This is a genomic window from Chryseobacterium oryctis, from assembly GCF_025971925.1.
GTDB classification, from domain to species: domain Bacteria; phylum Bacteroidota; class Bacteroidia; order Flavobacteriales; family Weeksellaceae; genus Chryseobacterium; species Chryseobacterium oryctis.
In genome coordinates this window covers 241,050-267,576 of sequence record NZ_JAPDHV010000001.1, presented here as the reverse complement: position 1 = coordinate 267,576, position 26,527 = coordinate 241,050, and the positions used below count along the sequence as shown (strand labels likewise).

Below are 26,527 nucleotides of genomic sequence, written 5' to 3'. Positions count from 1 at the left end.
AAAGCCTTAAAATAATATTTAAGGCTTTTTTGTTTATTTTTAAATAGTTTACTAAGCTAAAGGTTGTTATGCAAAAATCGTGCTAAAAATTATTTTTCTACAAATAAATTTATTAAATTCGTAGAATATGTTATGTTAAAATACAAAGATTAATATGCTTAAACAACACCTACAACTCAAACTAGGGCAAAAGTTAGCTCCTCAGCAAATCCAATTAATGAAGTTGATTCAGCTTCATACGTTGGAATTTGAAGAAGAATTGGAGAGAGAGCTTGAAGAAAACCCTGCTTTGGAAATTGTAAAAGAGGAATCTAAAGATGATGAATATTCTTCTTTAGATGACGCCTATGAGGATGAGGGTACTGAAAGTATTGAAACAGATTTTGATGTAAACGAATATCTTTACGACGACGAACCTACATATAAAACAGCATCCAGCAACTATTCTCCGGATGATGAAGAGTTTGATAATGAAAGTCTTTTGACAGAAGGTCAATCCCTTTATGATTATCTTATGGAGCAGATTAATCTGGTGAATATTAGCGCAGAAGATTTAAGAATTGCTGAATATATCATAGGAAATCTTGATACAGATGGATATTTGAGAAGAGAAATCAAATCTATTGTTGATGATTTGGCTTTTTCTCAGGGGATTTATACTACGAAAGAAAAAGTTGAGGATATTTTAGAAAATTACGTTCAAAAGCTGGATCCACCCGGAGTAGGGGCAAGGGGACTTCAGGAATGTCTTCTTTTACAGATTGAAAAGAAAGTAAGTTCAGACAAGGCTGTTATTTTGGCAGCTAATATTTTGAGACATCAATTTGATGCTTTGACGAATAAGCACTACAATAAAATTATTCAGAAGTATGATATTGAAGAAGAGGACTTGAAAGATGCTTTGGACGAAATTTCAAAATTATCTCCAAAAGTAGGAGGGAATTTCGATACTCAAACGATTACCATTAATCAGGAAATTATTCCGGATTTTGTGATTCAGGTAAAAGACGGACAGGTAATTCCGATGTTGAATAGTAAAAATGCACCGACTTTAAGAGTTTCTGAAGAATATAAAGATATTTTATCAACGTATTCTCATGATAAAAATTCATCTGAACACAAACAGGCAGCTTTATTTATCAAGCAAAAATTAGATGCTGCAAAATGGTATATTGATGCAATTAATCAGCGTCAGAATACGCTGTTGCAAACAATTACGGCAATTGTGAAGTTTCAGAAGGAATATTTTATTACCGGAGACGAGAAATCTCTAAAACCAATGATTTTGAAGGATATTGCGGATATTACAGGCTTTGATATTTCCACCATTTCAAGGGTGGTGAAGAGTAAATACGCCGATACACCTAACGGAATTGTTTATCTTAAAGATTTATTTTCTGATAGTCTCACGAATGACGATGGAGAGGAAGTTTCTACAAAAGAAATTAAAACTCACCTTCAGGAAGTTATCAGTAAAGAAAACAAGAGAAAACCTCTTACAGATGACGCTTTAGTTGTAATTTTGAAGGAGCAGGGTTATAATATCGCCAGAAGAACGATTGCGAAATATCGAGAACAACTGAATATTCCTGTTGCAAGATTAAGAAAAGAACTTTAAAATAAATAAAAAAGCATTTCAAATCGAAATGCTTTTTTATTTATATAGAAATATTACTTGTTAACGCTTTCTAATCCTAGTTCTTTGATAGAGATTTCACGCATTTCGACCTTTCTTATTTTGCCGGAAATCGTCATTGGGAATTCATCTACAAATTTCCAGAATTTAGGTACTTTATAATGTGCTATTCTTCCTTTGCAGTAGTTTAGAAGCTCCTCCTCGGTTACCGTGTGCCCTTTTCTTAGTTTTACCCATGCCATTACTTCCTCCCCAAATTTTTCGCTTGGAACACCAATAATCTGAACATCTAGGATATTGGGATAGGTGTATAAAAAATCTTCAATTTCTTTTGGAGAAATATTTTCACCTCCTCGAATAATTAAGTCTTTTATTCTTCCGGAAATAGTTATATATCCTTCTTCATCCATTACGGCTAAGTCACCTGTATGCATCCATCTTCCTTCGTCTATTACCTTTTTTGTGTTTTCAGGGTCGTTCCAGTATTTTAACATGACAGAATACCCTCTTGTACAAAGTTCGCCATGCTCTCCTCTTTTTAAAATCCTTCCGTTCTCGTCAACAATTTTTATTTCTAAATGATCCTGAACCGTACCTACGGTGCTTACCTGTTTTTCTAAAGGTGTACCTATCAAAGTCTGAGTAGATACAGGGGAAGTCTCTGTCATTCCGTAGCATATACTCATTTCTTTAATGTTCATAAGACTTTCCACTTTTTTCATAATTTCAGGTGGACAAACAGAACCTGCCATTACACCTGTTCTCAAGCTTGAAAAATCAAAGCTGTCAAAGTTTTTTACAGCTAATTCGGCAATAAACATGGTTGGAACTCCGTATAAAGAGGTACATTTTTCGTTAGAAACAGTTTTTAGAGTGATTTCCGGGTCAAAGCTGTCATTGGGAATTACCATACAAGCTCCATGAGACGTACAGCATATATTTCCGATTACCATTCCGAAACAATGATAAAACGGAACAGGAATACAAACTCTGTCTTTTTCTGTGTATTTCAGACGTATTCCGATGAAATATCCGTTGTTTAAAATATTATGATGAGAAAGAGTCACGCCTTTTGGAAAACCTGTTGTTCCGGATGTATATTGAATATTTACAGGGTCGTCAAACTGAACATGTTCTTCAAAACTTCTCAAAGTATCGTCAGAAATTTCCTGACCGTTATTGAGGAAATCCTCCCAATTTTCATCAAAGAAAACTTCTGATTTTAATGTCGTACAAAATTCTCTTGCATCAGCAATCATATTTTTATAGTCACTTGATTTGAAGTTTAGAGATGAGAAAATATGTGACATTTCAGATTGGTTGATCACAAAAATCAGTTCACTGGTTCTGTAAGCGGGGTTTATATTAACTAAAATAACTCCGATTCTTGCCGTAGCATATTGTAAAAGAACCCATTCATATCGATTGGTAGACCATATGCCTACTCGGTCGCCGGCTTTAACACCTAGATAAATTAAAGCTTTTGCAACAGCAGTTGTCTGATTATAAAATTCCTGATAAGTTGCTCGATAATTTTGATGAATACATATTAATGCTTCTTGATTTGGAAATTTTTCAACAGTGTTTTTTAGGTTACTTCCGATTGTTTGTCCCAATAAAGGGATATCAGAAGCACCATAAACGTAAGATAAATGCATAGAGTGAAATGGTTTTAGGTTAATAAAATTAACAATTATATCTTAAACTCTATATTTTTTATGTTAAATTTCTTGAGAATCTATTTCTTGAAGCTGTGTAAGATTTTTATCAAGTTTTCTTATAATGATACCATAAACCAATCTGTAGTAAAGCCAGATGAGTAATACGCTTAGTACAGTACTTATAATAATTCCTGAAATAACGATAGTAAGTTCAGAGCCAGTAGGTTGGATATTCTGAGTGTTGAGTGCGTAAAATATAAATGCAGTGAAAACAAACATAAACGCAATCAGTAAAACAATGCTGATTAATATAAACGCATTTACTGTTTTTTTGAACTTGATGATTCTGATAATAAGTTGTTTGAGGTTTTCTTCAATTCTTATCTTGCGATAATTCTGGTAAAATTTGAATACAAAATAAGCGGTAATTAATAAACTTAAAATTTTTATTGCAAAATAGGTATTATCAAAACTGTTTTCAACTTCTGGAGTTTTGTGAGCCCCAAGTTTTTCTAAAATTTTTAAAAAACTGTTCGAGTCGTCATTGGGAACGAAATAAAACAAACCCATCACGGAAAAGAATAAAAATTCTGCAACACTGATCCAAAAAATATATTTCACATAATTACGTGACTTTCTGTTCAGCATCTGAAGAATTTCACTGTTGTCGTATTTCTGTTGAACAGGCTGTTCCTGCCAAGTTTTCTTAAAGCTGTCTAAATCAAATTCAGGCATATTTTTCCATCTGTTCTTTAAGGGTTTTCTTTAATCTGTTCATCTTCACACGTGCATTTACTTCAGTAATTCCGAGGTTTTCTGCGATATCCTTGTAAGGCAAATCATCCAGATACATCATTACGATTGCTCTTTCCACATTGGGAAGCGTTTTTATCACAGTATACAAAAGTGATATTTGTTGCTGTTTTTCATCATCATCTTCCACAAAATCACTGTGATTGATATCCAATTCGTTTGTAGGAAGACTTTTACTTTTTTTTCTGAAAAGGGTAATGGCTGTATTTAAAGCAACACGATACATCCAGGTGGAAATTTTAGAGTTTCCTTTAAAAGAATCATAGCTTCTCCATAGTTGTAAAACTATTTCCTGAAAAAGATCCTCTTCATCTTCAAGAGAGTTGGTGTAAAGACGCGAAACTTTGATAATCAACCCTTGATTATCCTTGATAAGTTGTGCAAATTCTTTTTCTCTTGAACTCAATGTGATGTATAATTAAGTTGCACGAAGATAATAATAATGTGACAATTGTTGAAGATTATGAATTAAAAATTATGAATTATAAGTTTTTTTTAATGGTTTTTGTTTAATTGTAGCTTTTAGTTATTCAGAACTTTCAACTCATAACTAATTTGTATCTTTGCAGTCACGAGAATTTCGGCTTGTTGATTCTTGCTTTGGCAGGGGTAGGAAAGTCCGGACACCATAGAGCAGCAAAGCGGATAACATCCGTCACCCGTGAGGGTAGGACAAGTGCAACAGAAAGCAGGTACAGTTCGGCTGTAGTGAAACCAGGTAAACTCTTTGTGGTGCAATGATAAGTATATCGGTTCTTTTCAGTAATGAAAATAGGAGTTGCTCGCTCTGAAAGCCGAGGGGTAATCAGCTAAAGTTTTGCAGTAATGTAAAACATAGATAAATAACAAGCACTTCTTTTTGAGGTACAAAATCCGGCTTATAGATTTTCTCGTGTTTATTAAAGTAAAAAGCGGAAAAAAATCCGCTTTTTTTGTTTGTCAATTTGACATTTTATTCACTTTCCAATTGTTTTTTCGCTTCTTGCAATTCTAATCTGTCCTTTTTAGAAAGTTTAGGATATTTTAAATTCATTTTTTCTAAAGTATCAATAATAATCTGAATAGCAGCAACTCTGGCAAACCATTTGTCATCAGCGGGAAGCACATACCAAGGAGCATGATCTTTTGATGTTTCATTGATTGCAGTTTCGTAGCATTTCATATATTCATCAAATAGAGCTCTTTCAGGAAGGTCTCCGAGTGAGAATTTCCAGTTTTTTTCCTGTTCGTTGATTCTGTCTAAAAACCTTTTCTTTTGTTCGTCTTTTGAAACATTTAGAAATATCTTGACAACTGTAGTTCCGTTTTGAGAAAGATGTTTTTCAAAATTTCTAATGCTTTCATATCTGTTTTCCCAGAATTTATCGTCAAAATCCTTTACCGAATCCCAGGTTTTTTCACTTAAATTGTATTCAGGATGAACTTTACAAACCAATACGCTTTCGTAATGTGAACGATTAAAAATTCCGATCATTCCTTTTTGAGGTAGTGCTAGATAATGCCTCCATAAAAAATCATGGGAATATTCTTTAGAACTCGGAGTTTTAAAGCTTGTAACATGGCATCCTTGTGGATTTACGCCTCCAAAAACATGTTCAACTAAACTGTCTTTTCCTGCTGCATCCATTGCCTGAAGTACAACAAGAAGAGATTGACTTCCGTCTGCATACAATTTTTCCTGAAGTTCTCGAAGTTTTTCTTTTTCCTGAATGAGTAATTGTTTGCCTTCTTCTTTAGTTAGTTTTCCTTTATATTTTGTTGAAGTTTTTTTGATTGAAAATTTTCCTTTTACCTCAAAATCGTCTGAAAAATTAGTGTCCATCTGTTGTTTAATATTTTATCTGATATAAATGTAATAAAAAAACCGTCCCAATTAGAGACGGTTCTTTTATTTTTTTAGTAGAGCTTACTTTGCAGCAGCAACTTTTTTAGCATGTCTTGCAGCTTTTCTAGCAGCTTTAGCGTTTGCTGGAGCTGCAGGAGCAGCCGGTGCTACAGCTGGTGCAGCAGCAACTTCCGGAGCATTAGCGTCTACATTTCCTTTGATGTAGATTACTGTTCTGCTATTTGCAGGGTCGTTAGAAAATACTTCGATCATTTTGTTGAATGGTCCATTGATACCAGTATTATATCCAACTTTAATTTTTGCAGATTTTCCTGGCATAATAGGATCTGTGCTAAATTCAGGAGTTGTACATCCACAAGAAGCTTTTACATTAGAAAGTACTAGAGGTTTATCACCAGTGTTCGTTACTGTGAAAAATCTTGTCCCTTCAGAATTTGGTTTTACATCACCATAATCAAAAGTCGTTTTATCAAATGTAATAGTTTGTGCAGATGCTAGAGCAAAGGTTCCAAATAATGCAATACCTGCGATTAATTTTTTCATATTCTTGAATGTTAATATGTTTGTTAGATAAATTTTGAGAAACAAAGTTAAAAATTATTTTAATTCATACTTAAAATTTTTTTTCTTTAGACTATTTTTGCAAATTATAAGCCAAAGAAATAGAATTTATGCAGATTTCAGAAAAGTACAATCCACAGGAGACAGAACAGAAATGGTACAACTACTGGTTGGAAAACAAATATTTCCATTCAGAACCGAATGATAAGCCTCCTTATACTGTTGTAATTCCTCCGCCAAACGTTACGGGGATTTTGCACATGGGGCATATGCTTAACAATACCATTCAAGATGTTCTGGTCCGTCGTGCAAGAATGCAGGGCTTCAATGCTTGTTGGGTTCCGGGAACAGATCACGCTTCTATTGCTACAGAAGCAAAAGTTGTTGCTAAACTGAAATCAGAAGGGGTCAATAAATCAGATATTACTCGTGAAGAATTTTTGAAACACGCTTGGGAATGGACTGATAAGTATGGAGGAACCATTCTTGAACAATTAAAAAAATTAGGTTGTTCTTGTGATTGGGACAGAACCCGTTTCACTATGGAACCAAAACTTTCTCAACAGGTTATCAAATCTTTTGTTGATTTATACAATAAAGGATTGATATATCGTGGCTACAGAATGGTAAATTGGGATCCTGAAGCGAAAACCAATATTTCTGATGAAGAAGTAATTTTTAAAGAGCAAAACGGAAAGCTATATTTTCTTAAATATAAGATTGAAGGTTCGGAAGAGTTCCTTTCAGTTGCAACCACTCGTCCTGAAACCATTTTCGGGGATACGGCGGTATGTATTAATCCTAATGATGAAAGGTATGCTCATTTAAAAGGAAAAAATGTTATTGTTCCTATCGTAAATAGAGTAATCCCGATTATTGAAGATGAATATGTTGATATAGAATTCGGGACTGGTGCGTTGAAAATCACTCCAGCTCATGACGTAAATGATTATGAAATCGGGCAAAAATACAATCTTCAAATGATTGATTCTTTGGATGATGATGGAAATTTGAACGAGCATGGTTTGCATTATGCAGGGAAAAATCGATTTGAGGTAAGAAAACAAATCGCAAAAGAATTAGAAGAAAAAGATCTTTTGTTGAAATCAGAAGATTATGTAAATAAAGTGGGGACTTCTGAAAGAACAGGTGCGGTTATTGAGCCTAAAGTTTCTGTTCAGTGGTTCTTAAAAATGTCAGAAATTGCAAAACCGGCTTTGGATGTTGTAATGGATGACGAGGTAAAATTCTATCCAGAAAAGTTTAAAAATACATACAAACACTGGATGGAAAACATCCGTGATTGGAATATCTCCCGTCAGCTTTGGTGGGGACAGCAAATTCCCGCATTCTATTATGGTGATGGCGAAAATGACTTCGTAGTTGCTGAAGATAAATATCAGGCTCTTGTAGTATTAGAAGAACAAAAAGGAATTATTGCAAATCTTGAGGATTTAAGACAAGATGAAGACGCTCTTGATACTTGGTTCTCATCATGGTTGTGGCCAATGTCAGTTTTCGATGGACTGCTTGATCCTGAGAATAAAGACATTAATTATTATTACCCAACGTCAGATTTGGTAACGGGTCCCGATATTATTTTCTTCTGGGTTGCCAGAATGATTATGGCAGGATTGGAGTATAGAAAAGAAGTTCCGTTCAAAAATGTTTATTTCACAGGTATTGTAAGAGATAAACAAAGAAGAAAGATGTCAAAATCTTTAGGAAATTCACCAGATCCATTAGAATTGATGGATAAATATGGTGCAGATGGAGTTCGTGTTGGTATTTTATTGAGTTCTGCTGCTGGAAATGACCTTCTTTTTGATGAAGATTTAATGCTTCAGGGAAGAAACTTCATGACGAAAATTTGGAATGCTTTCCGATTGATCAACATGTGGAATCATGAAGATAAACTAGCGAATGATACAGAAAAACAGACAATTGAATGGTTTGAAAATAAATTAAATAAAACAATTGCTGAAATTGATGATCAGTTTGAAAAATTCAGAATTTCCGATGCTTTACATTTGATTTATAAATTGATTTGGGATGATTTCTGCGGATGGTATCTTGAAGCAATCAAACCAAACTACGGAGAAGGAATTTCTAAAGAAGTTTATAATAAAACAATATATTTCTTTGAAGAACTAATCAAATTGCTTCATCCGTTTATGCCATTCCTCACAGAAGAATTATGGCAAACGATTTCTGAAAGAAACATTGATGAAGCTCTGGTTATTGCACAACAGAAAAAAGCAGAATCATTTGATGAAGCTATCATTAAAAACTTTGAAACCGCTGCCGAATTAATTTCTGGAGTTAGAAACTATCGTCAAACTAAAGGTATTTCTCCAAGAGAAGTTGCGGAAATTTATACCAATGCTTCAGAATTTGCAAACGAATCTGTAATAAAGAAATTGGCAAATGTTTCTGAAATTCACTTCGGAACCAAGACAGATAAACCAAGTTTTACTTTTTTGGTTGGAGCAACAGAAGTTTCTATTCCTTTGAGCGAAAATTTAGATTTAGGAGAAGAAAAAAAGAAAACAGAAGAAGAACTTAAATATTTAAAAGGGTTCTTGATTTCTGTTGATAAGAAACTTTCTAATGAAAAATTTGTAGCGAACGCAAAACCCGAAGTTGTAGAAGTTGAGCGTAAAAAACAAAAAGATGCGCTTGACAAGATTGCTATTTTGGAAGAAAAGCTGAAAAGTTTGTAAGATTATTGATTATTTTGTCGGAATGTCAGGCTGAGCGAAGTCGAAGCCTTATCGATTAAAATGAAATAGTATTTTGTATATATTTTAAAATGTTCCGATAATTCTTATTATACAGGAATTACAAATGATCTAGACTTGAGGTTTTCACAACATCAATCTGGAAAATTTCCTGACAGTTATACTCATAAGAGAAGACCGGTTCAACTTGTCTTCTTTTGTGAATTTAATGATGTACTTCAAGCAATTGCATTCGAAAAACAGGTTAAAGGATGGAGCAGAAAGAAAAAGGAGGCTATTATTAATAATAATTGGGAGAAATTAAAACAGTTATCTGTTTGCCAAAATAAAAGTCATTCAGATAATTTTACGGGATGAAGGCTTCGACTCCGCTCAGCCTGACATTATTAATTAATCAGATTAAAATGAAACACATAGAAAACATAAAAACACTATTTTCAAAAGATTTTGTTGAAAGTCCGTTGTTGGAAAGTTTTGAAGTTGGTAAAATCTATCTTTCTAGTGGAAAATTGGTAGCTTGTGATCCTTTGATTACAAATGATATGTTACCGTTTACAACAGAATTTCCGAAAGGTGAATTTTCTGTTTTAGTACATAAAGAACGAGAAAGTAATTGCATTGCTTATACTGAAATTATTTTCAGTAATTCTGAAGTTTCAGAGTGGAAATTAGCAACAACTTCTGGTCAAAATGAGAAAGATTTGTCAGAAGGCGAAATTTTTGGATACCCTGTAGAAAGTGGAATGGGCTGTTTTATGGATGTAGATACCCAAAATCAACTGAATGAGTTGGAACAAAGACTATACAAGCGTAAAGGAGTAGATTTTATGGGGATTTATGAAGAGTTTTTCCATGAATCTTTCTTTGATAAAAATGGTGCGATTGATCAGTATGCTTTTCTAAAACCTTCGGAGCAACATCCGGGAACTATCTTTGCATTTGAAACAGGGTATGGTGAAGGTTTTTATGCAAGTTATATTGCTTTTGATAAAAATAATTTACCTGTAAAAATCATAACTGAGTTTATAGAAATTAGTTAATTAAAGTTAATTATTGTAAAAGTAATTATTCATTTTTTACATTTGTTAGAACTAATAAAATATAATTTTAAACTAATAAAACACAATGAATTTCTCTTCAGAACAACCCAGAATAATAGTTGTAGGCAGCTCATCAATTGATCTTGTTTTAGAAACAGAAAAATTACCTACAGCCAATGAAACAGTGATAGCTGTAAATTCAGACAGTTATTTTGGAGGGAAGGGAGCTAATCAGGCTGTTGGAACAGCAAGACTTGGAGCAAGCGTATATTTTGTAGGATGTGTTGGGATGGATCCTCTTGGTCAGCAGATTATGAGAAATTTGGTGAGTGAAAACGTAAATGTAGGTTTTGTGCATGAAACAGACCGAGAATCTACTGGTACGGCTTATGTTACAACTTCCAACGGAAATGCTGCTATCGTTGTAGTTCCTGCTGCTAATAAATGTTTGAGAAAAGAGCATGTAGAACTTGCCGATAAATATTTTCATACAGCGCATCTCATCCTTTTGCAACTTGAAGTATCTATGGACGTAATAGAGTATACAGTGATGAAAGCAAAAAAAATGGGTAAAAAAGTTGGGCTTTATGCCTCTCCGGCTGTACCTTTAAAAGAGGAAGTGTTACAAAATGTAGACTTTATTGTAGCTAAAAGTAACGAATTACATATTCTTTTCGGAGAAGAACAGAGAGAAGATGTTCTTAGGAAATTTGTGAATAAATTATTCCTGAGAGACGATACCAATTCAACGATTTATTTTGATGGTACAGAAATGAAATATTTCAGAAACAATAATGATAAAACTGTCCACAAAATGGGGATGGGAGATGCTTTTACATCAGGTTTTGCTGTAGCTTTATGTCACGGTAATTCTATTGAAGAATGTGTAAAATTCGGAAATGAAGTCTCAGCAAGAGTTTCCGAGAAAAAAGGGTCTCAAACGGGGCTTCCAAGAATGTCAGATTTCTTCTCATAAGCTATTTGCTACATATTGAAAGTTTAAAATGTAACATAAAATTATACGTAAATTTCCACTCTTATAGTGGATTTTTTCTTTTAAACCTATGGAAAAGTTGATTCTTACGACTCACGATAATATTGCCATCACTGCACATCTTTTTTTGCCTCAAAAAAGCAATAAAAAATTATTGTTGATAAACTCAGCAACTGGAGTGAAGCAACAGATTTATTTTTCTTTTGCTCAGTTTTTTTCAGAGAATGGTTTTACGATTATTACTTATGATTATAGAGGAATCGGGCTTTCAAAGCCTGAAAAAATGAAAGGTTTTAATGCATCGATGAGAATTTGGGGCTCTAAAGATTTTAAAAGTTTAACAGATTATATTAAAACTGAGTTTCCCGATTATGAAAAATATTGTTTAGGACATTCTGTTGGTGCTTTGATTTTAGGGATGAATGAAGATGCTGAAATTTTCAATGAATTTATTTTTGTCGGAACTCAAAATGCTTTTGTCGGACACTTGAAATTCAGAACGAAAATTGAAGCATATTTAGGTTTTGGGATTGTTCAGCCTTTAACTACAAGATTATTAGGGTATTTTCCTGCACATTGGTTTGGGCTTGGAGAAAGTCTCCCCAAAAATTGTGCATATGACTGGAGAACCTTAATTTTAAACAAGAAATCGACCAACGGATTACTGGAGAAAATTGATGATTATTCTAAAAATTTGAATCAAAAAGTATTTGTTATTCGTGCGGAAGATGATGTTTGGCTGACTGAAAAAGGAGTGAAAAGTCTCCTGAATGACACTTATCACAATTTACAACCTACTTACAGACTCGTTAAAACGACTGAATCTGAAAAAGGAGAAATAGGACATGTGAATTTTTTTAGAAGCTATAACAAAAAGCTTTGGAATATTATTTTAAATGAATTGATATAAAATGAAGAATCTGATAGAAAATACGATAGAATTTGTAAAAGAAAAATTGGAAGGGGCAGAAGCGGGGCATGATTGGTTCCATATCGAAAGAGTTTGGAAGCTTTCAAAAAAAATTGCAGAAACGGAAGATTGTAATTTAGCTGTTGTTGAGTTATCAGCATTACTTCATGATATTGCCGACCCGAAATTTCATAATGGAGATGAAAGTATTGCTTTAACGGTTTCTCGTGATTTTTTGGAAAATCAGAATGCTTCGGATGATATTATAGAAAAGGTTTTATACATTATTAAAAATATTTCATTTAAGAATAGAGAGAATGCCCCTGAAAACCCTCCTATTGAGCTTCAGATTGTGCAGGATGCGGACCGTGTTGATGCAATTGGAGCGATAGGAATTGCAAGAACATTCAATTTTGGAGGTTATAAAAATAACTTGATGTATGATCCTTCTATTGAGCCTAAACTTAATATGTCTAAAGAAGAGTATAAAAAATCAAATGGTACAACGATTAATCATTTTTATGAAAAATTGCTGCTTCTGAAAGACTTGATGAATACTCAGGAAGGTAAAAAAATAGCAGAGGAGAGACATAATTATATGCTGAATTTTCTCGATCAATTCTATAAAGAGTGGAATGTTGAGTAAGATTTTCTTGAAAACTTCATAAATCAGTATCTTTGCAGTATGGTATTCATCATATTTGTCATTTTTTGGACTTCTATCCTTTCTTTGTTTTTGTCAAAAGTGAAAACAGGTAAAGGTGCTGAATGGGCAAAGTTGTTTCGTATTGTAACGCTTGTTTTTTCAATTTCAATTTTCACTTATTGGTTTATCAAAAAAAGTACGATTGGGATTATAAAAGATTCTGTAGCATTACAGCTTATTAATAAGCTCCCTCAAACTATTGATTTTTATGTAATTACGTTGGATGAACCAACGAAAGGAGCTTTTGATACGAAACATATAGGAAAAATTCGACCTGAGTATTATCGTACAGAATATCTGAAAATGGATAACTCAAATGAATATTGGGTTGTAGGATATCTTGGTAAAAAAAATCTGGTGTATTTCTCGCAACATTCAGTTCCAAATAAAAATATTGACCAAATTATAGAAGTTCAGAATTATATCAACCAAAGTGTAAAGCTTTCTAACAGAGCTAAAAAGCAGGTTGAAGCCTATAATTATGAAAATACCAAATTAGGAGTTTGGGTAACCTTGGATTTTCTTTTGTTGTTTCTAAATTTAGTTTTACTTCTTAGAAAAAAGAAAATAAATTGAAAATATAAAAATAGAAAGCTGATGTAAAGTAACATCAGCTTTTTTATTATTGGGCTTAAAATAAGGTTCCTGTGTTTTCTACAGCCATTTTAGGAATATTAAGATTGGTTTTCCATTCTTTATTCATTTTTTCGATAAAATATGCTGAAAGTAGAGGTGAGGCTTTTTCTACATTTTGATGTACAAAGAAATATAAATTCTTGAGTCCTTCTTTTTTCCATTGAGTAAGGTGTTTCATCCAATCATCAAGTCGCTCATAATCACTTTCTGCATTAGCTCCTACATAGCGAATAAATGCATTGGGAGTGGTAAGCCGCATGTGAAGCATATCTCTTCTACCTGCGGTATCAACAATGATATTGGTAATATTATACTCTTCAAAAAGTTCACAAGTTGTATTTAGAATTTCCTCGTTGGTAAACCATTCTGTATTTCTAAGTTCAATAGCTAAAGGTACTTCTTGAGGCCATTCTTTTACAAATTTTTCTAATCTGTCATAATCTTTTGGTTTGAAATTATCATGAAGTTGTAGAAAAACCATTCCTAATTTTTCATCAAAATTCATCACTGAAGTAGCAAACTGAGTAACAGTATCTGTTACGTTTATTAATCTTCTGAAGTGAGAAACTGTGTTTGTGATTTTCGGAAAAAATTTAAAATCTGCAGGAGTTTTATCCTTCCAGGTTTGAACCTGATCTGGAGTTGGCATTCCGTAAAAAGTAGCGTTTAACTCAATAGAATTGAATTGAGTAGCATAATATGTCAATTCGTCTTTCGTTCCTTTTGGGTAAAATCCTTTTAGATCTGTTTTATTCCATTTAGCACAACCTATGGCAATGTTTTCCAAACCTTTTTTATTTTGATTTAAAATTTTTTGGGTTCTTGGATGATCTTTTGGTAGTGTAAAATCTATGATTGAAGGGTCTTCTACTTGTCCGAATTTCATATGATGAAGTTTTTGAAAATTAAACTTATTAACAAATATAAAACAAAAACCATAGAATTTTCTATGGTTTTTGTTTTAAGGATTATCTATTTTATTCCTTGACTTACCATCCTGTTTGATTTTACATTACAGCCGATATTTTCTAATTTTACAGTGATGGTTGAAGGAACAGATCTATATGCTGTATCTCCATAAGGTTCAATTATTTTTCCGGATAATAAATCTATTACTGTTCTTCCTTTTATAGAATAGGTCATGGTTGAGGTTCCTGTGAAACCATTTGAAGGAGTAAATGTTACAATTCCCGTATTTGTATTAAAGCTCCATGTACCTTGAGGTGTTGTTTTTTTTCGGTATAAGGTAAGGTCAGTATCGCTATTTTTTGTAAAGCTAAATGTTTTGTAATCGATATTGTCTTTGCTTCCGGTTGGTGGAATTGTGATACTTATTGGCCCTTTGTAGGCAATGTCATTGTCAAAGACAGGAATTTGGACAGATTGATTTTTACAGGTTGATACTTCATCATCGTTGGTTACCGCAGAATAAGGTAGTGTTAATTTTACATTTTTGATAATATGCTCTTGGTATGACTGACCTGTAGATGCAGCAAAACCTAATTTCAAAACTGATGGTACTGTAGTATTTAAATTTCGAGGAAAAGAACTAGATTCAACAATATCATTATTGTAATCTGTCTCCGCAGGATTGGCATTTTCATAATAAAAAACAGAAGTTTTATAATGATAATAGTTGATCACATTAATCGGAGGAGTGTCAGCATCTGTTTGGATGTCAACTTTCACATCAAATCCATTAGCGAAGGTTGGGGTCTCAAAGTGAGGAATCAAATCCAGATACACTTTTCTGAACTCATTGTTGGTGTTTCTTAAGCTAAAGGTTGATGATAAAGTGTTGGTTGTATTAGCAAATGTTCCATCAGATTGTAATACTTTTCCAGAGGTGGCGGTGTTAGTCAGGGTGGATCTGGTGATGAGTACAGGATACCCCGCAAAGCCTTCACCTAGCCCCATATAAGTGAGGTTGGTAAGTGTTTGTCCTTTAGCTCCTCTTAATGTTACATGGCTGTTCTCAATGGGTTCAAATGATGAACGTTGGATTCCGTTTACTCTGGATTCCGCCTGAAAACGTTTATATTTAAAATTACCAAACTGATCTAAAGCAATACCTAAATATGCACCAGTTAATCCTGCTTTTCTAAGATTAGAGAATTGTTCATTGGTTCTGTTGTAGGTGTATCCTAAACCAGCTCCCGGAGAACCGATACTAGGGCTAGTGATTGAGCCGTCATACAGAAAGAATGATAATCCGTCTCCGTAAGAGCCACCTAAAGAGGTTCCTCCTTTCATATCGTATTCAAACTCTACATGCAAACCATTTATCGGAGAGAAGGATATACCATTAATATATAATCCTCCAAACTGAGAAGGCTCTGCAGGAGTAAGCTGAATTCCCGTAGAAGTGTGAGTTGCATTTCCCTGAATAATAAGTTCTGAGGCAGATGCGGCATTCATTAATGAGTTGCTGTAAGAATTAAACCCATAAATACTCGCTACTTCTGTACTGTCTGTCTGGGCTTTTGTGAATATTGAAAGCGCAATTAAAGTAAGGGTTATCAGTAATGTCCCTTTATCATTTTTTTCATAATGTTTGTTATTTTACAACAAAAACAATATTTATAAATGAAGCTGATGTTGCCTTTGACAGTACATCGTAATTTAAAATTCCTGTGTCGCTAATGTTGTTGATTTTGAATACATCGGGATCATAATCTGTTACATAGTAATGCAAATCTGTCGCTTTTGGAAAAAAAGGTATAGTTGCTGGCGAAGAGGTATTTCTTGCATTTGAGGGAATGTTTTCAAACTGATTTTTATAAAGAGTATATAAATCTTTTGTTTGTCCTGTTGCTAAAGCTGAAGTATCAAAAATCACACTTGGCATATAGAAAAATTTTGAAACATACGGAGAAAGGCATGTCCAATCTGGTGTGGTAGGGGTTCCTACGTTTTGGCTGATACATTTTTTATTAATATCAAAAATAATCAATCCTGTTGCTGGTTCTTGAATAGAAGAGACATCATTGATTCTGGGAAGTAATAATCCTTTTGAATCACTTGTGACGTCTAATGCTGAACTTGGATCTGGTGATGTTGTATTAATTCCGACCTGTCCTTTTGTGATACCACAAATTAATGCGATAACAAGTAAAATAAGCTTGCTCATATTAATATTTTTTGGAGTTAGAGAAACAATTTAAAAAAAATCAAATAAAAAAAATTACACAAAAAGTAATAATAAACTATTATTGTTTTTATTTTTGTGTTTATTTTTTAATTTTTTCAACCAAATTATTTATTTATTGTTAAAAGAAATAAGTTTTTTATGTATGCAAAAAAATTGAATTAAAATTTATTAAAAAACTATGCTTGGCATATTTTTGTATTTTGCGATAGAACAATTGAGTTATTGCATACAAAAAAATCCTGTAAATATTTACAGGATTTTTATATCAGATGATTTGTATTTTTTACAAATTATAAATAAAATTTGTCTGTTTAATGAGGTTGTACTTGGTCAAGATCTTGTCCTTTATTTTATATCTTGAGTTACCATTTTATTTGAAATTACGGCAGATGTACAACCTGTAGTTTTTAGATTTACGGTAATTGTTGAAGGAATTGATCTATATGCTGTATCTCCAAAAGGCTCGGTAATTTTTCCGGTTGAATCCTTTTTTGTAAAACCTTTTACAGAATAGGTCATGTTTGCTGTTCCTGTAAAACCGTTTGATGGAATGAAAGTTACAATTCCTGTGTTTTTATTGAAGATCCATGTTCCTTCAGAAGTTACTTTTTTTCGATATAAAGTTAGGTCGGGAGTACCATCTGACTCATCAGGACCCTTCTCAAAACTAAACGTTCTCAGGTCAATATAATCTTTATGTGCGATGGGAGGATTTGTAATGCTTATAGGACCTCTGTAAGCAATGTCATTTTCCAAAACCGGAATTTGCACAGGTTGACCTTTACATGTTGAGATTGTGTCATCATTAGTTATAGCAGAATAAGGCAATGTCAATTTTACGTTTCTGATGATGTGTTGCTGAGCTGATTCACCTGTAGAAGCTGCAAAACCTAATTTTAATTTTGTAGGGACATTTGCATTTAAAATATGTGTTGTAGAATCACCTGTGTCATCAGACTCATTATAATCTGTGGTTTTAGGATTTGCGTTTTCAATGTAAGTAACAGATGTTTTGTAATGATAATAATTGATTACATCAATTGGAGACGTATTTTCTCCATTTTGAATAGAAACTTTAATATCAAATCCATCAGTGGTAGTACCGTTGATAAAGTGTGGAATTAAATCCATGTATACTTTTCTGAATTCATTGTTTTGGTTTCTTAGTTCGAAGTTTGGGGGCGAAGCAAGATTTATGTCTTCAAAATTTCCATTATTGGGATTTAGCTTTTTCCCGAAACCATTAGCTAATGTAGATTGGGTTATTAGCAAAGGGTATCCCGTAAATCCGTCACCCTGTCCTTTATTAGAATCAATAGATTTGCCTCTGGCTCCTCTTAATGTTATGTGACTTGGTTCGGAGATATCCCACACCCATTGCTGCGGAATTCCGTTTATTCTGGATTCTCCTTGGAAACGTCTGTGTTTGAAATTACCAAACTGATCCAAAGCAATACCTAGGTAAGCTCCGGTTAATCCTGCTTGTCTTTTGTCAGAACTTTTATTATTTGCTCTATTGAAGGAATATCCTAATCCTGCTCCTCGAGCCCCTATTGCAGGATTGGTAATTGCTCCGTCATATAGGAAAAATGATAATCCGTCTCCATATTTTCCCGATTCTGGAACGCCGCCTTTCATATCGTATTCAAATTCTACATGCAAACCATTCACAGATGTGACGGATCTTTTATCAATATATAAACCTCCGAATTGAGACTTAATTTTTGGAGTGAGTTGAACACCAGTGGAAGTGTGTGATGCGTTTCCTTGAATGGTAAGTTCCGACGCTGTTGAGACATTTTTTAGTGAACTGAAGTAGGCATAAAATCCATAGATGCTTACTGCTTCAGTGCTATCAGTTTGAGCCTTTGCAAATATTGAAAGTGTGATTAAAATAAGGCTTAGTAATGATGTATTTTTATAATTCTTTCTCATTATACCTGTTTATTTTACAACAAAAACTATATTGATAAACGAAGCGGGTGTTGCTGCTGATAGTACATCATAAGTCAGAACTCCTGTATCGCTAATGCTTCTGATTTTAAAAACCGAGGAATCATATCCTGTTACATAATAGTGTAAATCTGACGCTCTGGGGAAAAAAGGTATTGAAGCTGGAGCTGATGTACTTCTTGCATTTGAAGGAATATTGTAAAACTGATTTTTATAAAGAGTATATAAATCTTTTGTTTGTCCCGTACTGATATTTGATGTATCAAATACGACACTTGGCATGTAGAAAAATTTTGAAACATATGGAGAAAGACATATCCAGTCTGGCGTGGTAGGAGTACCTATATTTTGACTTAAACATTTTTTTGCAGTGTCAAAAATAATCAATCCTGTGGCTGGTTTTTGAATGGAAGCGGTATTGTTTATCCTGGGTAATAATACTCCTTTTGAATCACTTGTTATGTCTAGTGCTGAGCTTTGGTCTGGTGAATTTGTATTGATACCTACTTGCGCGTTTGTACTACAATAAAATACCCCTATCATCAATAAAATAACTTTTTTCATTCTTACTAAATTTTTGGTTTCTTGCGAATTTAAAAAAAATAAGTTAGAGTTAATTTTGTTAAAATATTGATTTTCAATTTTTTAATTGTTTTTTGTTGATGATTTTTTATTGTTAAGTGTTTATATTTGGTAATTTTTAAATCAAATTGAATAATACTTGAGTGTGTGAAAAATTTATTTTAAAAAATATGGTTTGCATAATATTATTAATCTGCATGAGGTGTTATAGTTGTGTTTTGGGCCTGTTGGATAAAAAACCTGTAAAATAATTTACAGGTTTTTTAAAATTTATTTTTTTAATAATTTACGCCTCACAGGCAGAGCAGGTAACAAAATTTACCATCAGTTCTTTTGAAACAGAAGAACTTCTTTGGTAATATAATGTTTTTACACCCTTTTTCCATGCTTCTATATAAAGATAGTTTACATCTTTTACAGGCATTGTAGAAGGAATTTGAAGGTTTAATGATTGTGCCTGATCAATATATTGTTGTCTTTGAGCAGCCTGAGAGATAATTTCCATTGGAGAAATCTCTTTAAATGTCTTAAATACTGCTTTTTCCTCGTCTGTTAATTCTTTCAAGTGCTGAACAGAACCGTGATTTAGCATGATTGTTCTCCAGGTTTCTTCGTTGTCAAGACCTTTTTCTTCCAATAATTTTGCTAAATATTTATTTTTACGCATAAAGTTTCCTTTTGCTAAACCTGCTTTATAATAATTAGACGCAAAAGGCTCAATTCCAGGGGATGTTTGTCCCAAAATAGCAGAACTTGAAGTGGTTGGAGCAATAGCCATTGTGGTTGTGTTTCTCATACCATAACCTTTCAATAATTCTGGTTCTCCATAAATATTGGCTAGCTCTCTCGAAGCTTGTTCAGCTTGTTCTTTTATATGTCTGAAAGCTCTTGCGTTAAACTGAGTGGCTTCAAAACTTTCAAACGGAATCATATTTTTCTGTAAATAAGAATGATATCCTAAAACTCCTAATCCTAAAGCTCTATGACGCATTGCAAAGTTTCTGGCCCCTTGTAAATAGTAATTTCCTTCAGTTTTGTCAATAAATTCAGATAAAACAGCGTCTAAGAAATAGATAGCCAATTTTACGGCATCTGTATCTTTCCATTCATCATACAATTCTAAGTTCATTGATGATAAACAACAAATGAAAGATTCTTCCATTGTTGAAGGAAGCATGATTTCAGAACAAAGGTTACTTGCGTTTACAGTCAGTCCTAGGTCTTTATAAACCTGAGGTTTGTTTCTGTTTACGTTATCTGTGAAGAAAATATAAGGAAGGCCTTTTTGTTGACGGCTTTCCAGAACTCTCGCCCAGATCTTACGCTTGTCCATATCCCCGTCAATCATATCCTGCATCCAATAGTCAGGAACGCAAATTCCTGTAAATAAATTTTGAATCGGACTTCCGATATCTTTAATGGATAAAAATTCTTCAATATCTCCGTGATCAATATCAAGATAAGCAGCAAAAGCCCCTCTTCTTACTCCACCTTGAGACACCACATCCATCGCTGTGTCAAACAATTTCATGAAAGAAACAGCTCCCGAAGATTTTCCGTTGTCTGTAACAGCGGTTCCTCTGTGGCGAAGTTCCCCAAAATATCCTGATGTTCCACCTCCAATTTTTGTCTGCATGATAACTTCACCCATTTTGTGAGTGATTCCTTCAATACTATCAGGAATATGAACATTGAAACAAGAAATAGGAAGACCTCTCTGTGTTCCCATATTTGCCCAAACCGGAGAAGAGAAACTAATCCATCCTTTAGTGATCATTTCTTTGAAGGCTGGCTGAAGTTCTGGTTTGTACAATCTTTTTGCTGCAGCGGTAGTAATTCTTTCAATTGCTCCGTCTACAGTTTCTCCTTTTAACAGATACCCTCTGTTCAGCATTTGTTCAGACTCTTCATTGAGCCACCATATATTTGTATTCTTTTCTTCCATAGGGGTTGGTTAGTTATATTTTCGAATTCGGAAGTTGTGTGCTTCAGAATTTTGTTGCTTTTTATTTAGTATTGGAGTTTTGATTCATTTATTTAACTTTGAAACTAGTTAAATAAAAATTCAAAACCTCAAGAGATATTAATTATAAAATTGTTAACCCTTTGCTATTAAATAATTCGGTTAACAATGCTTTAACTTCTTCAAAGATTTCTCTAAAATCATTATAGTATTCTGAAAAGTTTTTTATTTCCACTTTTCCACTTGAATTCATAACTTCAATTCCTCTATAAGATTCTAGTTGAGTAGTAGGCTTTTTTTTAGGATCATGAGTTATTTTCAAAATATTTTTAGAATGAGCATGAGCAAACCCATTTCTTATTGCAGATAGTTTTCTTATCTTCTCAATAATTTTATTTGGGACGTAATCAATATTTGATAAAATTTTAATTTTTGCACCAAAATTTATTATTGAAGCGTTTAAAGCTATTTTCTTGAAATCGTCAATATTTTGAGGCTTGAAAAAATCTATGATGAGCTTGTCTACAAACATTTCTATTCCATTGAGGCAATCAATAATCCATCCTCTTACCTCTTTAATATTTTTTTCATTTGATATTTTTGGAGTAGCTATCATAATTAAAACAAATCGTTTGCTGTAATACTCTTATCATGCTTCGTATAATCTACCGGTCTTTTTGCAAAGAAATCATCCATAGAGTTGGCAAAAACTTCCTCTTCAAACCAAACCATAGGTCTGTATTGTTCAGGAGTTACGTTGTATTTAGTATTCATATTGATTTTCTTTAAACTGTCATCAACACGGTATTTCATGAAGTTTAAAAGATCTTCTTTTGAGAATACGCTTAATTCTCCCAATTCAAAAATCCAGTCAAGAATTTCACCTTCCAATTCTACAGACTGATCAACCAAAGTATAAATATCTTCAATATCAGAATCTGTTAATAAGTCGGGTTGTTCTTCACGAATTTTATTGATTAAATAAATTCCGGCATTGGCGTGGATTTGCTCATCAACTGAAGTCCATGCAATAATGTTAGAAACATTTTTCATATATCCTTTAAATCTTGTGAAAGAAAGGATAATGGCAAACTGTGAGAAAAGGGAAACATTTTCTATTAGAATACTGAATAATAAAAGAGAAGAAACATACTCTTTCGGAGTAGCAGAATTAGCATGTTTAAGAACATTTGACAGGAAGTCGATTCTCTTTTTCACCGCAGGGATTTCTATTACATTTAAGAATTCATCATTGTATCCCAATACTTCTAATAAACGAGAATATGCTTCAGAATGACGGAATTCGCATTCTGCAAAAGTAGCTCCTAAGCCGTTCAATTCTGGTTTTGGCATATGATTGTATAGGTTTCCCCAGAATGTCTTTACAGACACCTCTATTTGTGCAATCGCTAACAGTGCGTTTTTTACAGCATGTTTTTCGTGTGGTTCCAATTGAGAATGAAAATCCTGAACATCTGCAGTAAAATCCACTTCAGAATGTACCCAAAATGATTTGTTGATAGCTTCTATGAACTGAAGAACCTCAGGGTATTCAAATGGCTTATAACTTACTCTTTTATCAAATATTCCCATATTAAAATGTGTTTAAAAAATTAAATAATCAGATCACTGTGGATAATGTTCAAAAAACAGTTAACTGATTGATTTGTTACAACTTGTGTTAAAAAGTTTTTAACAGAAAAATTGTTTTTGTTTCTTGTGTCGTGCGAAGCACAAAGTTCTAAAAAAAGAACTGTATTTAAAAGAGCTAAACACTAATTGGTTGAGTTTTAAGCGTAAAAGTTTTCCACATTTACATGAAACCACCATAGGCAATGGCTTATGTATAATTACGGATAGGAAATAAACAAAATTATAAAGTTACAATTAAACATGTTTTTTTAATTTGCTGATATTTAGTATTTTAATTATTAAACATGAAAAAGTTTTAATAAATTTTCATTCTTGTAACAAATTGAAACTATCATCTACTTATTAACTATAAAAACATAGATATCTTAATGTTAGTAATTCACGATTTACATAAATCTTACGATACCGGGAAAAGTAAGCTGCACGTTCTCAAAGGAATTAATCTCAATATTTCCGAGGGTGAATTTGTTTCTATCATGGGAAGTTCTGGTTCCGGAAAATCTACTCTCCTTAATATTATCGGTATTTTGGATGAAAAGGATTCGGGAACTTATGAATTAGATGGAGTTCCTATTGAGCATTTGTCTGAAGTAAAAGCAGCTGAATATAGAAGTCAGTTTTTAGGATTCATTTTTCAATCTTTTAATTTGATTGGGTATAAAACGGCTTTGGAGAATGTGGCTCTTCCTTTATATTATCAAAATGTTCCGAGGAAAGAACGTAACCAAAAAGCAATGGAATATTTGGAAAAAGTAGGTCTTGCTCAATGGGCAAATCACCTTCCGAATGAGCTTTCCGGAGGTCAGAAGCAAAGAGTTGCAATTGCAAGAGCTTTGATTACAGATCCTAAAGTTGTTTTAGCGGATGAACCAACAGGAGCATTAGATTCTAAAACCACGCATGACATCATGAAACTTCTTCAGGATATTAATAATGAAGGAAAAACAATAATTGTGGTAACTCATGAGCCTGATGTTGCAGCACAAACGAAGAGAAATGTAGTTCTAAGAGACGGAATTATTGAAAGTGATGAATTTATAGAACAGATTGTTTTGTAAACTATAATAAAAAAATAATAATGAGAGTTTAAATTTTTAAAGATTGAGAAATATCTTCTTTAGAAATTTCAATACTTAAATATCATAAAAAATGTTTGACCTAGATCGTTGGCAGGAAATATTCAGTTCTATTCGCAGTAATGTATTGCGAACGGTACTTTCTGGTTTTACTGTGGCTTTGGGATTATTTATTTTCATCGTTCTTTTTGGTATCGGAACAGGATTGCAAAATGCATTTACAGAAGGCTTTACCAGAGATGCTCAGAATCTTATTTCTATTTTTACGGGTAAAACTACAATTGCATATAACGGATTGCAATCTGATAGAGAAGTAACGATGAATAACAGTGATTATGACTTCTTGGTAAATGCCGATAAAGAAAAAGTAGGGCATGCTACTCCAAGATATCAGTCGAGTTTATTGGTAAAATATGGCAAAGAAAGTGGAACTTATCAGGTAAACGGAGCCGAGCCGGAAGAAAAATTCATAGAAAACAGAAAACTTCTTGATGGGCGTTATCTTACACCTACAGACTTAGAAAGAAAGCAAAATGTTGCCGTTATCGGTAGAATGGTTCAAAGGGATTTAATTAAAAATGGAAGTCCCGTAGGAAAAGAACTTAATATCAACGGAACTATGTTTAAAGTAGTAGGAGTTTTTTCTGATGATGGAGGAGATTGGGATGAAAGACATATTTCGGTTCCGATTACCACTTTACAACAGATGAAAAAAGGCTCTGATACGGTGAGTACGGTTTATATTGCCTATAATGATAAACTTACTCCGGAACAGGCTATTAAATATGGAGATGATTTAAAAAATAAATTAAAATCCAGAAAAAGTGTTTCACCCGATGATGAAAATGCAATACGAATATGGAATAATGCTCAGAATATGAACGATACTTTTGCATTCATGGCAGTACTTACAGGAATTGTAGGTTTTATCGGAATGGGGACCTTACTTGCCGGAATTATTGGTATCAGTAATATCATGGTGTACATTGTAAAAGAGAGAACAAAAGAAATTGGAGTAAGAAAAGCAATTGGGGCAAAACCGGGAAGTATTGTGGGACTAATTGTTCAGGAAAGTGTAGTAATTACTGTGGTTTCAGGGTTTGTAGGAGTCGGATTGGGAGTTTTGGCTTTAAATTTAATAGGTGATAGTTTGGAAGAATTTTTCATCATAAATCCAAGTGTGGGATGGGGAATTATTATTGCTGCATTTATAGCTTTGGTTTTTTCAGGGTTAATTGCAGGTTTTGTACCGGCGTACAGAGCTTCTAAAATCAAACCGATAGAAGCGTTGAGAACAGAATAACTTATTTATAACTCATAAGTCAGAAAAGTGAACATAATATTTAAAAAAGATACTTGGCAGGAAATTTATTATTCATTGAGGAATAATAAACTTCGAACATTTCTTACCATGATTGGGGTAGGATGGGGTATGTTTTTATATGTAAGTCTTCTTGGGGCTGCAAAAGGAATGGAAAATGGTTTTGATAAATTATTTTCAGGTTTTGCAACTAACTCTATATTTCTTTGGGCACAGAATACGTCCATTCCTTATGAAGGATTTCCAAAAGGGAGACAGGTACATTTGAATTTACCTGATATGGAGATGCTTAAGAGAAAAATTCCTGAAATCGATTATATTTCTCCACAAAATGCAAGAGGAAGTTTTACGGGAACACCTGGAGAATCTATGTCAAGAAACGGAAAGAATGGTACTTATTCTTTGACAGGAGATTATCCGGTAGGGAATAAAATTTCAGAAAAAAAACTAATTTTTGGTAGATATATTAATGATGCAGATGTTTCAGGGAATAAAAATGTAGCGGTAATCGGGGAAGAGGTTTACAAAAACTTTTTCGATTCAAAAAAACAAGAAAATCCAATCGGGAAATCTATTAACGTAAAAGGTATTTTCTTTAATGTAATTGGTGTTTTCAGAGTGAAAAAAGGAGGAGGTTTCGAAAATGACAGAACAATATTTATTCCGCTTTCTACTTATACAAGAATGTATAATGCAGGAGACCAAATTGATATGTTTGCAATTGTAAGTAAACCGAATGTCAATGTGGATGTGGTAGAAGAAACTGTGAAACAGGCACTGAAATCAAAAAATAAAGTTTCACCGGAAGATACCAATGCCTTTGGAAGTTTCAATTTAGGAAAAGAGTTTAAGAAACTGACTGGTTTTCTTACAGGGATGCAGCTTCTGACAATTATTGTAGGAACGCTAACGATTCTTGCAGGAGTTATTGCAATTTCTAATATTCTTTTGATTACTGTAAAAGAAAGAACAAAAGAAATAGGTATCAGAAGAGCATTGGGAGCGAAACCTGCTGAGGTGAGAAATCAAATTTTGCTGGAAAGTGTTGTTATTACCTTATCTTCGGGCTTACTCGGATTTATTTTCGGAATTTTTGTATTGATGATATTAAATATGCTCACGCAGAATCAGGATTCTTTCCCGTTCTATAATCCGACAGTAAATTACGGAAACGTATTTGCGGCAATGGCAGTTATGGTTATTTTAGGATTGATTATAGGAATGATTCCTGCACAAAGAGCCGTGAAAATTAAACCAATTGAAGCATTAAGAACTGAATAATTT

General features: G+C 33.2%; 24 protein-coding genes and 1 other RNA gene. 12 read left to right on the top strand and 13 right to left on the bottom strand.

The genetic code is table 11. The annotated features are described in order from the left end of the window. The first annotated feature begins 154 nt into the window (after positions 1-154). Positions 155-1,618 carry an RNA polymerase factor sigma-54 gene (gene rpoN, locus OH806_RS01290; RefSeq protein WP_264741882.1) on the top strand — a complete coding sequence of 488 codons (1,464 nt, stop codon included), beginning with the start codon at positions 155-157 and terminating at the stop codon, positions 1,616-1,618. A 53-nt stretch (positions 1,619-1,671) separates the two neighbouring features. On the opposite strand, the gene OH806_RS01285 is transcribed toward rpoN, so the two are convergent. From OH806_RS01285 to OH806_RS01275, 3 genes are all read right to left on the bottom strand, one after another. Further along, the gene (locus OH806_RS01285) at positions 1,672-3,294 is read right to left on the bottom strand and encodes an AMP-binding protein (RefSeq protein WP_264741881.1); all 1,623 of its coding nucleotides are present in this window, start codon (positions 3,292-3,294) and stop codon (positions 1,672-1,674) included. 63 nt (positions 3,295-3,357) lie between these two features. Next, complete coding sequence (locus OH806_RS01280; RefSeq protein WP_264741880.1) at positions 3,358-4,032, bottom strand: beta-carotene 15,15'-monooxygenase; 675 nt, start codon at positions 4,030-4,032, stop codon at positions 3,358-3,360. After that, positions 4,025-4,516: an RNA polymerase sigma factor gene (locus OH806_RS01275; protein ID WP_264741879.1), complete on the bottom strand. Its 492-nt coding sequence runs from the start codon at positions 4,514-4,516 to the stop codon at positions 4,025-4,027. Before OH806_RS01275 ends, OH806_RS01280 begins: the two co-directional genes overlap by 8 nt. Positions 4,517-4,682: 166 nt before the next feature. Between OH806_RS01275 and rnpB the strand changes: the two genes are divergently transcribed. Then, positions 4,683-5,007, top strand: an RNA gene (rnpB, locus tag OH806_RS01270) — RNase P RNA component class A. A gap of 55 nt (positions 5,008-5,062) precedes the next feature. Here the strand turns inward: rnpB and OH806_RS01265 are convergent. Together OH806_RS01265 and OH806_RS01260 are read right to left on the bottom strand one after the other, a co-directional pair. Beyond that, positions 5,063-5,932, bottom strand: coding sequence for a polyphosphate kinase 2 family protein (locus tag OH806_RS01265; RefSeq protein WP_264741878.1), 870 nt, complete (start codon positions 5,930-5,932; stop codon positions 5,063-5,065). An 84-nt stretch (positions 5,933-6,016) separates the two neighbouring features. Continuing rightward, positions 6,017-6,499 (bottom strand): DUF1573 domain-containing protein, encoded by a 483-nt coding sequence (locus OH806_RS01260; RefSeq protein ID WP_264741877.1) that lies wholly within the window; start codon positions 6,497-6,499, stop codon positions 6,017-6,019. A gap of 128 nt (positions 6,500-6,627) precedes the next feature. Between OH806_RS01260 and OH806_RS01255 the strand changes: the two genes are divergently transcribed. The 7 genes from OH806_RS01255 (at position 6,628) to OH806_RS01225 (ending at position 13,484) form a co-directional block, all read left to right on the top strand. Beyond that, complete coding sequence (locus OH806_RS01255) at positions 6,628-9,240, top strand: valine--tRNA ligase (RefSeq protein WP_264741876.1); 2,613 nt, start codon at positions 6,628-6,630, stop codon at positions 9,238-9,240. Between the two features lie 81 nt (positions 9,241-9,321). Then, positions 9,322-9,615 carry a GIY-YIG nuclease family protein gene (locus tag OH806_RS01250; protein WP_264742320.1) on the top strand — a complete coding sequence of 98 codons (294 nt, stop codon included), beginning with the start codon at positions 9,322-9,324 and terminating at the stop codon, positions 9,613-9,615. Positions 9,616-9,662: 47 nt separating this feature from the next. Continuing rightward, on the top strand, positions 9,663-10,298 hold the full coding sequence (locus tag OH806_RS01245; RefSeq protein WP_264741875.1) for a DUF4241 domain-containing protein: 636 nt from the start codon (positions 9,663-9,665) through the stop codon (positions 10,296-10,298). A gap of 85 nt (positions 10,299-10,383) precedes the next feature. Beyond that, the gene (locus tag OH806_RS01240) at positions 10,384-11,274 is read left to right on the top strand and encodes a ribokinase (RefSeq protein ID WP_264741874.1); all 891 of its coding nucleotides are present in this window, start codon (positions 10,384-10,386) and stop codon (positions 11,272-11,274) included. A gap of 88 nt (positions 11,275-11,362) precedes the next feature. Then, positions 11,363-12,202 (top strand): alpha/beta hydrolase family protein, encoded by an 840-nt coding sequence (locus OH806_RS01235; protein ID WP_264741873.1) that lies wholly within the window; start codon positions 11,363-11,365, stop codon positions 12,200-12,202. Position 12,203: 1 nt separating this feature from the next. Further along, positions 12,204-12,848, top strand: a complete 645-nt coding sequence (locus OH806_RS01230; RefSeq protein ID WP_264741872.1) for an HD domain-containing protein — start codon at positions 12,204-12,206, stop codon at positions 12,846-12,848. A 99-nt stretch (positions 12,849-12,947) separates the two neighbouring features. Beyond that, the gene (locus OH806_RS01225; RefSeq protein ID WP_264741871.1) at positions 12,948-13,484 is read left to right on the top strand and encodes a hypothetical protein; all 537 of its coding nucleotides are present in this window, start codon (positions 12,948-12,950) and stop codon (positions 13,482-13,484) included. Between the two features lie 55 nt (positions 13,485-13,539). On the opposite strand, the gene OH806_RS01220 is transcribed toward OH806_RS01225, so the two are convergent. The 8 genes from OH806_RS01220 to OH806_RS01185 all read right to left on the bottom strand — a co-directional run bounded on the left by OH806_RS01220 (position 13,540) and on the right by OH806_RS01185 (position 22,786). After that, positions 13,540-14,430, bottom strand: coding sequence for a DUF72 domain-containing protein (locus OH806_RS01220; RefSeq protein ID WP_264741870.1), 891 nt, complete (start codon positions 14,428-14,430; stop codon positions 13,540-13,542). Between the two features lie 86 nt (positions 14,431-14,516). Continuing rightward, positions 14,517-15,962: a hypothetical protein gene (locus OH806_RS01215; RefSeq protein WP_264741869.1), complete on the bottom strand. Its 1,446-nt coding sequence runs from the start codon at positions 15,960-15,962 to the stop codon at positions 14,517-14,519. Between the two features lie 139 nt (positions 15,963-16,101). Next, positions 16,102-16,674 carry a hypothetical protein gene (locus tag OH806_RS01210; RefSeq protein WP_264741868.1) on the bottom strand — a complete coding sequence of 191 codons (573 nt, stop codon included), beginning with the start codon at positions 16,672-16,674 and terminating at the stop codon, positions 16,102-16,104. A 366-nt stretch (positions 16,675-17,040) separates the two neighbouring features. Then, positions 17,041-18,630: an Ig-like domain-containing protein gene (locus OH806_RS01205; RefSeq protein ID WP_264741867.1), complete on the bottom strand. Its 1,590-nt coding sequence runs from the start codon at positions 18,628-18,630 to the stop codon at positions 17,041-17,043. 9 nt (positions 18,631-18,639) lie between these two features. Next, positions 18,640-19,212 (bottom strand): hypothetical protein, encoded by a 573-nt coding sequence (locus tag OH806_RS01200; protein WP_264741866.1) that lies wholly within the window; start codon positions 19,210-19,212, stop codon positions 18,640-18,642. 304 nt (positions 19,213-19,516) lie between these two features. Continuing rightward, positions 19,517-21,175, bottom strand: coding sequence for a ribonucleoside-diphosphate reductase subunit alpha (locus tag OH806_RS01195; RefSeq protein WP_264741865.1), 1,659 nt, complete (start codon positions 21,173-21,175; stop codon positions 19,517-19,519). 142 nt (positions 21,176-21,317) lie between these two features. Beyond that, positions 21,318-21,809: a hypothetical protein gene (locus OH806_RS01190; protein WP_264741864.1), complete on the bottom strand. Its 492-nt coding sequence runs from the start codon at positions 21,807-21,809 to the stop codon at positions 21,318-21,320. Positions 21,810-21,811: 2 nt separating this feature from the next. Next, on the bottom strand, positions 21,812-22,786 hold the full coding sequence (locus OH806_RS01185) for a ribonucleotide-diphosphate reductase subunit beta (protein WP_264741863.1): 975 nt from the start codon (positions 22,784-22,786) through the stop codon (positions 21,812-21,814). Positions 22,787-23,214: 428 nt separating this feature from the next. Between OH806_RS01185 and OH806_RS01180 the strand changes: the two genes are divergently transcribed. The 3 genes from OH806_RS01180 (at position 23,215) to OH806_RS01170 (ending at position 26,524) form a co-directional block, all read left to right on the top strand. After that, positions 23,215-23,904, top strand: coding sequence for an ABC transporter ATP-binding protein (locus OH806_RS01180; protein WP_264741862.1), 690 nt, complete (start codon positions 23,215-23,217; stop codon positions 23,902-23,904). 91 nt (positions 23,905-23,995) lie between these two features. Next, on the top strand, positions 23,996-25,225 hold the full coding sequence (locus OH806_RS01175) for an ABC transporter permease (RefSeq protein ID WP_264741861.1): 1,230 nt from the start codon (positions 23,996-23,998) through the stop codon (positions 25,223-25,225). A 27-nt stretch (positions 25,226-25,252) separates the two neighbouring features. After that, positions 25,253-26,524: an ABC transporter permease gene (locus tag OH806_RS01170; protein ID WP_264741860.1), complete on the top strand. Its 1,272-nt coding sequence runs from the start codon at positions 25,253-25,255 to the stop codon at positions 26,522-26,524. The last annotated feature ends 3 nt before the right edge of the window (positions 26,525-26,527 follow it).

What these genes read in the sequence shown, in the direction of transcription:
- OH806_RS01205 (WP_264741867.1), bottom strand. Translation starts at nt 18,630, where the DNA reads ATGAGAAAGAATTATAAAAATACATCATTACTAAGCCTTATTTTAATC.
- OH806_RS01240 (WP_264741874.1), top strand. Translation starts at nt 10,384, where the DNA reads ATGAATTTCTCTTCAGAACAACCCAGAATAATAGTTGTAGGCAGCTCA.
- OH806_RS01255 (WP_264741876.1), top strand. Translation starts at nt 6,628, where the DNA reads ATGCAGATTTCAGAAAAGTACAATCCACAGGAGACAGAACAGAAATGG.
- OH806_RS01215 (WP_264741869.1), bottom strand. Translation starts at nt 15,962, where the DNA reads ATGAATGCCGCATCTGCCTCAGAACTTATTATTCAGGGAAATGCAACT.
- rpoN (WP_264741882.1), top strand. Translation starts at nt 155, where the DNA reads ATGCTTAAACAACACCTACAACTCAAACTAGGGCAAAAGTTAGCTCCT.
- OH806_RS01190 (WP_264741864.1), bottom strand. Translation starts at nt 21,809, where the DNA reads ATGATAGCTACTCCAAAAATATCAAATGAAAAAAATATTAAAGAGGTA.
- OH806_RS01260 (WP_264741877.1), bottom strand. Translation starts at nt 6,499, where the DNA reads ATGAAAAAATTAATCGCAGGTATTGCATTATTTGGAACCTTTGCTCTA.
- OH806_RS01235 (WP_264741873.1), top strand. Translation starts at nt 11,363, where the DNA reads ATGGAAAAGTTGATTCTTACGACTCACGATAATATTGCCATCACTGCA.
- OH806_RS01175 (WP_264741861.1), top strand. Translation starts at nt 23,996, where the DNA reads ATGTTTGACCTAGATCGTTGGCAGGAAATATTCAGTTCTATTCGCAGT.
- OH806_RS01185 (WP_264741863.1), bottom strand. Translation starts at nt 22,786, where the DNA reads ATGGGAATATTTGATAAAAGAGTAAGTTATAAGCCATTTGAATACCCT.
- OH806_RS01230 (WP_264741872.1), top strand. Translation starts at nt 12,204, where the DNA reads ATGAAGAATCTGATAGAAAATACGATAGAATTTGTAAAAGAAAAATTG.
- OH806_RS01180 (WP_264741862.1), top strand. Translation starts at nt 23,215, where the DNA reads ATGTTAGTAATTCACGATTTACATAAATCTTACGATACCGGGAAAAGT.
- OH806_RS01245 (WP_264741875.1), top strand. Translation starts at nt 9,663, where the DNA reads ATGAAACACATAGAAAACATAAAAACACTATTTTCAAAAGATTTTGTT.
- OH806_RS01200 (WP_264741866.1), bottom strand. Translation starts at nt 19,212, where the DNA reads ATGAAAAAAGTTATTTTATTGATGATAGGGGTATTTTATTGTAGTACA.
- OH806_RS01285 (WP_264741881.1), bottom strand. Translation starts at nt 3,294, where the DNA reads ATGCATTTATCTTACGTTTATGGTGCTTCTGATATCCCTTTATTGGGA.
- OH806_RS01265 (WP_264741878.1), bottom strand. Translation starts at nt 5,932, where the DNA reads ATGGACACTAATTTTTCAGACGATTTTGAGGTAAAAGGAAAATTTTCA.
- OH806_RS01210 (WP_264741868.1), bottom strand. Translation starts at nt 16,674, where the DNA reads ATGAGCAAGCTTATTTTACTTGTTATCGCATTAATTTGTGGTATCACA.
- OH806_RS01220 (WP_264741870.1), bottom strand. Translation starts at nt 14,430, where the DNA reads ATGAAATTCGGACAAGTAGAAGACCCTTCAATCATAGATTTTACACTA.
- OH806_RS01195 (WP_264741865.1), bottom strand. Translation starts at nt 21,175, where the DNA reads ATGGAAGAAAAGAATACAAATATATGGTGGCTCAATGAAGAGTCTGAA.
- OH806_RS01280 (WP_264741880.1), bottom strand. Translation starts at nt 4,032, where the DNA reads ATGCCTGAATTTGATTTAGACAGCTTTAAGAAAACTTGGCAGGAACAG.